Consider the following 6,622-nt stretch of genomic DNA (forward strand, 5'->3'; position numbering starts at 1 on the left):
TGCCGCGTTGCGCGCTGTTTGAGTCGGCCACATGGCACGCCCGCAGATCAACGGGCCGAGATCATCTCGGGCAACCGCGGGCCACGGGCCGTGCGTGTTCATGCCGAATTGCGTGCACAAGGAGCGAACTTTAAGTCGTTTGGTGCCCGGTGCTGCTCGACGCCAGGGTTGCAGTTCGGCTGTCAGGACCGTAGTTCGGTTTCTCGATATCGACGGCTTCGGCCTCGAAATCGAAGGAGACATGCAGGCTGTGCGGACGGCTGCTATCGGGTTAGGAATGTCTGCCCCGGTGAACGGCCGCTCAACCGCGCAGCTGTGCGTTGAGCCGTGCGGCCTGACGGGTGAGGTGGTCGCGCTCGGGGAGGTTGGGTGCTGCGCGGGCGGCTTCGGTGTAAAGCCTTGCTGCGGTTGCTGAGTCACCGGCACGCTCGTGTAGGTATGCGGCGGCGGCAGTGTGGCGGGGGAGGGAAGGGTCGAGGTTCGCCAGGGCGGCGAGGCCGGAGCGGGGGCCGTCGGCCTCGCCTACTGCGACGGCGCGGTTGAGGCGGGCCACCGGGTTGTCGGTGAGGTGTAGCAGTTCGTCGTACCACTCGACGATCTGTACCCAGTCGGTTTCCTCGGCCGTGCGGGCGTCGGCGTGTAGTGCGGCTATTGCTGCCTGGGCTTGGAATTCGCCCAGATGGTCGCGAGCCAGAGCGGCCTGGAGAATGTTGACGCCTTCGGCGATCAGGCGGGTGTCCCACAGACTGCGGTCCTGCTCGGCGAGCGGGACGAGGCTGCCGTCGGTGCGGGTTCGTGCGGGGCGCCGGGCGTGGTGGAGCAGCATGAGCGCGAGGAGACCCGCCACCTCCTCATGTTTGATCCTGGCTGCCAGTTGACGCGTGAGGCGGATCGCCTCGACGGCGAGGTCGACGTCGCCGGAGTAGCCCTCATTGAAGACGAGGTAGAGCACACGCAGCACCGTGCCGACATCACCGGGTTGGTCGAACCGGATGCCCGAGACGGTCCGCTTGGCCCGACTGATGCGCTGGGCCATGGTTGCTTCCGGCACCAGGTATGCCTGCGCGATCTGCCGCGTGGTGAGACCGCCGACCGCGCGAAGCGTTAGCGCGACGGCCGAGGCTGGTGTCAGTGACAGGTGCGCGCACAGAAAGTACAGCTGAAGGGTGTCGTCTTCTGCCTCGGTCGGTCCGTGCGCCGGCTCGGCCTCGATCCGCTGCTCGCGGTCGCGGCGCGCCGCCTCGGAGCGGTGGGTGTCGAGGAACTTGCGCCAGGCGACGGTGACCAGCCAGCCCTTCGGATCGGCAGGCTGCTGGTCCGGCCAGGACAGCGCGGCTTGGATAAGTGCTTCCTGCACAGCGTCTTCGGCGGTCGCGAAGTCGATTCCGCGACGCACGAGGACGCCGATCACCGCGGGAGTCAGCTCCCGCAGCAGCAGCTCGTCCACCTGATCTGCCCTGGCCGGTCCGCTCACTCGGTGACCGTCGGCGCTTCGCCCAGGAACGGGCGCAGCTCGAGCCACTCGTGAATCGGCTTGCCACCCGCGCCCGGAGCCGCGGACAACTCACCGGCCAGCTCGAGCGCGCGCTCGTACGTATCGACGTCGATCACCATCCACCCGGCGATCAGGTCCTTGGTCTCGGCGAACGGCCCGTCCGTGACCGGCGGCCGCCCTTCGCCGTCGAACCGGACGAATGTGCCTTCCGAGGACAATGCCTGACTGTCGACGAATTCGCCGGTGCCCTCGAGCCGGGTGGCGAAATCGCCCATGTACTGCACGTGAGCCGTGATCTCCTCCGGCGTCCACTGGTCCATCGGCACATCATTGGCCGATGCCGGCGCCCCACGGTAATGCTTGAGCAACAAGTACTTAGCCATCATGTTCTCCTTGATGCGGTACAGCCCAGTGCGGCCGTGTTCACCTCGGGGACGGAGCCGCGCCCGGATTCTCGACATCCTGCCGCGACATTTTCTGGCGATCTTTCATGGCAACCCACCCGCGAGCATATGGCCACGTCAAGCTCTAGCCACCGCACCAGCCGTCACTCGATGCGGGATGTCTCGGATCCAGGTCGGTCATCGAAGATTCTGTGAGCATCGGCGATCACGAAATGGCCGAACGCGAGAATGTCGTGGCGACGGGGGAGTGGGCTTCGGTAGAGCGAGCGGTGAGAGTCGTTGCGGCGGATCCGCAGCGCCTCGTTGATCAAGTGGTGCCAGCGGTCGGGGAAGGATTGCAGGGCATAGCGTCCGGCTCCTTCCTTTGAAGTGATGCCGCCGGTGGCGATGGTGTAGTGGAGGCGGGCGACGCCCGTGACGATCCAGGCGGTGCCGTAATCGGTGAGGAGCGCCACGCCTGGTTTGGTGAGTAGCCGAGAGGCTCGGCTCAGTTCACGCCCCCAGTAGTTGTCGAGATTCGTGTTCTGCCAGGCAGCCAGGGCGGCAGCGTCGGTCCAGATCTCGATCTCGGAAATGGCGGGGCCGCGGAGGATGACGCCGTGACGGGCAAGGGTGTGCCAAGTGATCGGAGTGTGTTGGGCACCAATGGGTTTCGCTTGACTGTCCCTCGAGACTGAATGGCCGCGCCGCCACAGCATCCGGACCGGTGCTGAGGTCGTGCCACGTCAGGTAGGCCCCGTCGAAGAAAGGACGACGTCGTTCTTGGCGAAGCCGCGTGTGGACTTGGTCGAGCGCGGCCACCGCCGTGGTATCGGGTGGTGCGGCGGTGACCGCGACAAAGTCGATATCGCTAGTGTGAGGGCGGAAATCTCCCAGTGCGACAGACCCTTCCAGATACAGACCCTGGACTAGACCGGGCGCTTCGGAGTCGACGAGAGCCAAGTAGGCACCGACAGTATCTTCGACGATCGAGGGAATCGGCATGGAGTCGAGTCTGCACGAATCCGGACTGACTGGCATATGCCGTATTCGACTGGACCACAGAGCATTACGACCTCACGCTGGGTCAGCGGACGGCGGTGCCGAACCATTTCGGGGAATTCGACGCCGAGCAGCTTGCGCACCGTGCTGCGGCCGCCATCGCAACCGACGAGATAGCGCGCACGCAACTGTGTGCCGTCAGCCAGCTCGGCGGTCACCCCGTGGTCGTCCTGGCTGAGCCCGACCAGTTCGCTGCCACTCCGGATCTCGACGCCGACCTCGAGCGCGTGTTCGGTCAGCAGGCGAACGGTTGTGGGCTGAGGGATGCTGAGGACGTACGCATGCGCCGTGTCCAGCCGCTCGGGTTGCGGCTTTTGAATGCCGGCGAAGAAACCGCCCAGCGGGTACTGCTTACCGAGCGCGAGGAATCGGTCCAGCAGACCGCGCTGATCCATCACCTCGACGGTGCGCGCATGCATCCCGAGCGCACGGACGATCTTGGTCGGCTCGGCGTCCTTCTCCAGCACGACCGCCTGCACACCCTGCAGACGCAATTCGGTGGCCAGCATCAAGCCGGTCGGTCCGCCGCCGGCAATGATTACGTCAATCATCAAACCCCCTATTTCCGGTGGTTCTGGCTTCGGCAGGAGATTCTGCAGCACCACCGGGGTCTTGCCGCAAGACCCCGGGTGCGCTATATGTTGAGAGGGGGCAAGGAGTGAGTCACCTCCTCCCATCACTTTGCCCGGCCACGAAATTCATTGCGACGCAGCCGATATCCGCAGCGCCGAGGTCGCTCGCCGACTGGGTTACCGCCTCGACCGGATCGAACCACTCGAGATTCGCGCGCCTGCGGAGTCCGGCCGCGGCATGTTCTGGATCAAAGACCGTCAGGCATGAGTATCGCTGCCCAGATAGTCCGCACGGATCAGCTTCCGTTCGATCCACTGGTCAGGCCCGCCGGCAGCGGGCCGTGCGGGATGATCGTGCCCCCGAGATAGGGGCGGCCACCGAAGATCTGGATCGCGGCGTAGACCGGTTCGATGATGGCCTTGCCTTCGGTGGTGGTCCCCCTGTAGTTACCGATCACGGTGACGCTGCCGTCGGGCTGGTAGCTGTAGGCGGCTGCACCGGAGTCGCCCGGGCCACCACCCCGGGTCCCGGCTGGGGGAGCGAACAGCACCACACAGGTGCTGGTGCCGGTACCGGCCGCTTGGCATGCGGCGGAGGGCCCGATCGAGTCCACGGTCCCACACACCTCGTGCATGGTCGCGGTCGTGCCGTTCCATCCCGAATGACATACTCGCTGACCCGATTTGATGTCGCCTTCCGTGGCATAGCCGGACACCGTCAGCACCGTGCCGTCCGACAGGGTGATCGACGAGGACAGATCTGACGACACCGCCGACACCACGGACAGGTCGGCGTCGTGGGTGCTCTTCAGTGTCGTCATGGTGGTTACGGGGACGCCGTTGAATGCGGTCGACGTGACCTGTTGACCCACCTCGGAGACCAGGTGCGCGACGGTGACATGGCCTACCGGCGCGCCGGAATCGTCGGCCCAGGCGTAGCCGATGGTGCCGCAGGCATCGGCCGTACATGCCTGGAATCCACCACCGGGCGCGGGAATTGCGGGCAGCGCCGACGCTGTCGGCAGCACCATCGACGCACTGACGGCCACAGCGGTGATGGCTATTTTGCGGAGTAGTAACGGTGCGGTCATAGCGCTGATATTTACACACGGAATAAGCGGTCAATCGGTGCTGCACGGCGAGCCGCTCGCCGAGTTTCGATGGTCAGAAGTTGTGTGCGGTAGTCCGTTACGGCAGGTTGCGTGAGGGCAGCTCACAGTCAACCTCCCTCGGTTCATATGTTTGCTGAACATACGCTGACCGAATGATTGCACCTGCTGCACATTTGCTGTGGCTGCAGATTGCCACGCTCGCCCGGTCCCAATATCCGTCTGGCCCACCATTTCAACCGGAAGTCCCGAGGCAGGCAGAGAGCAGCCTTGGAGCCGCCGACACCTTCCCGGTGGAGTTCGGCCTCTTGGTGGCAGTCGGTGGGCGTCACCAGAATCGACCGGCTAGGTGGTGGCCTTACCCAGCTTTTTGCGCGCGGCGTCGAACCAGGCCTGGGTGTTGACCAGGCCGGACTCGATCTCCTTGCGGGCACCCTTGAATCCATAGAGGTCTCCGGCGAAGCGGGTCAGCACCGAGCCCTCATGCTCCTCGAGTTCCTCCAGGAGTGCGGCGTCGCCCAGCAGATACGCAACGCCGGCGACTTCCCCGGCCGACCAGACGTCCCGATACTCGTCCCACCCATGCTGGTTGACCGCGACAGCGCGCTCAACCAGCTGCGTTTGCAGCGCATCACGTTCAACGTCACTCGGCTGCCGCGCCTTCAGATGGTCCCAGCTGATCCGTTCTGCATCGGCCACGTCGGATTCCGTCCTTCAGGTCAGTTGACAGCGGTGCTGCGTTCAGCTTGTCAGGCGCCCTTCGGACCGGATGCGGGGGGCCGGGCGGCCTCTACCGCTGGTAATGGCCGGCCCTACCGTCCTGCAACTCCCCGGAGAACGCCATCAACTCGGCGGCGTTGCGGGCCAGACGTTTGAGTTCGTGCACGGTGAAGATCACCGGTGTCTCGGGCGCGGCCTCTTTGAACTGGTGCGCGAGCTCCAGAGCCTCCTCCAGTACTTCGCGGCGGTTCTGCCGCCCCGTGTGCGGCAGGCACTTCCAGCGGGCGCGCGTCGCAGCTCGGGCATTCGTGGCGTCGGAGTGAGAAAGTCGAGCCGCCGGCCGCCGGTCAGGTAGACCGGATCGTGGCCTCAGGCTGCCGGCAGTTTGACGACGCTTCGCCGCGGTGACTGCATTGGCGAGTCCTTTCGGTGATCGGTCAACCGTTTGCTCAGACGGGAAGTTCGGTGATGCTGAGGGCGAAGTCCAAGTTCCCCACCGCGTGGTTGGCGAGGCCCATCGTGACCACGCCCGCTCCTTCGAGCCAGTGCGCCATTTTCAGGCCGCCGACGTCCAGCGGGCGCAGCCCGAGGCTCTCGATGAACGCCTCCACACTTGCCTTGGCCTGCGCATTATCGCCAGCGATGAAGATGTCGGGCCGACCCTTCTCCAGGACATGACGGAAGACGGTGTTGAACGCCTTCACCACGCTGGCGCTGGCCGGGGCCACCTTGGCGACTTCCTGCGCGATCGAGGTCTGCTCGCGGTGGGCCAGCCCGTCGAACGTGGAATTGAAGGGATTGCTGATCTCGACGATGACCTTGCCCGCGAGAGCGTCTCCGTACTGGGCGACGACCGGCACGACACCGTCGTACAACAGGGCCACGATGACGATGTCCCCGGCCGGGGCGGTGCGCCATTCTCCCGTCGTGGTGCCGCCGCCGAGCGCCTTGGCCAGGTCAGCGGCCTTGGACTGATCGCGGCCCATGACCTCGACGGTGTTGCCGCCCGCCACCGCCCGCGCGCCGATGGTACCGGCCATGTTCCCGGTGCCGATGATGCTGATGTTGCTCATGAGATGTCCTGTCCTGGGTGTGTGACGTTCGGTTTAGATGGCGGTGGTGCCGCCGTCGGCGACGAGTTCCATGCCGTTGACGTAGCTGGAGTCGTCGGAGGCGAGGAAGAGGGCGGCGGTGGCGATTTCGTCGGGGCGGCCCATCTGGCCACGGGGGATGAGGGACTCGAACTGGCGCTTGGTGGCCTCGTCGAAGAGTTCTTCCTGC

The 6,622-nt window shown here is 65.3% G+C and carries 7 protein-coding genes and 2 pseudogenes; all 9 read right to left on the reverse strand.

The window, feature by feature from the left end; genetic code table 11:
- Positions 1-301: 301 nt before the first annotated feature.
- Positions 302-1,447, reverse strand: coding sequence for an RNA polymerase sigma factor (locus tag JWN03_RS12340; protein ID WP_297613872.1), 1,146 nt, complete (start codon positions 1,445-1,447; stop codon positions 302-304).
- A gap of 23 nt (positions 1,448-1,470) precedes the next feature.
- On the reverse strand, positions 1,471-1,878 hold the full coding sequence (locus tag JWN03_RS12345) for a YciI family protein (RefSeq protein ID WP_297613867.1): 408 nt from the start codon (positions 1,876-1,878) through the stop codon (positions 1,471-1,473).
- Between the two features lie 164 nt (positions 1,879-2,042).
- Entirely contained in the window at positions 2,043-2,597 is a 555-nt protein-coding gene (locus tag JWN03_RS12350) for an aminoglycoside adenylyltransferase domain-containing protein (protein WP_297613868.1), read from the reverse strand.
- Positions 2,598-2,754: 157 nt separating this feature from the next.
- Positions 2,755-2,919, reverse strand: a pseudogene (locus JWN03_RS45475) (hypothetical protein); the annotation flags it as partial.
- Between the two features lie 74 nt (positions 2,920-2,993).
- Positions 2,994-3,491: pseudogene (locus tag JWN03_RS12355) on the reverse strand (FAD-dependent monooxygenase); the annotation flags it as partial.
- 317 nt (positions 3,492-3,808) lie between these two features.
- A complete protein-coding gene (locus tag JWN03_RS12360) occupies positions 3,809-4,603 on the reverse strand; it encodes a hypothetical protein (RefSeq protein WP_297613869.1) in 795 nt (264 codons plus the stop codon).
- Between the two features lie 363 nt (positions 4,604-4,966).
- Positions 4,967-5,320 carry a hypothetical protein gene (locus tag JWN03_RS12365; RefSeq protein WP_297613870.1) on the reverse strand — a complete coding sequence of 118 codons (354 nt, stop codon included), beginning with the start codon at positions 5,318-5,320 and terminating at the stop codon, positions 4,967-4,969.
- Between the two features lie 470 nt (positions 5,321-5,790).
- Entirely contained in the window at positions 5,791-6,414 is a 624-nt protein-coding gene (locus tag JWN03_RS12370; protein WP_297613871.1) for an NADPH-dependent F420 reductase, read from the reverse strand.
- A 33-nt stretch (positions 6,415-6,447) separates the two neighbouring features.
- Positions 6,448-6,622 (reverse strand): SDR family oxidoreductase (locus JWN03_RS12375; RefSeq protein ID WP_297613873.1); only part of this gene is annotated, 175 nt, incomplete at its 5' end.

This window comes from Nocardia sp., assembly GCF_025465275.1.
Classification (GTDB): domain Bacteria; phylum Actinomycetota; class Actinomycetes; order Mycobacteriales; family Mycobacteriaceae; genus Nocardia.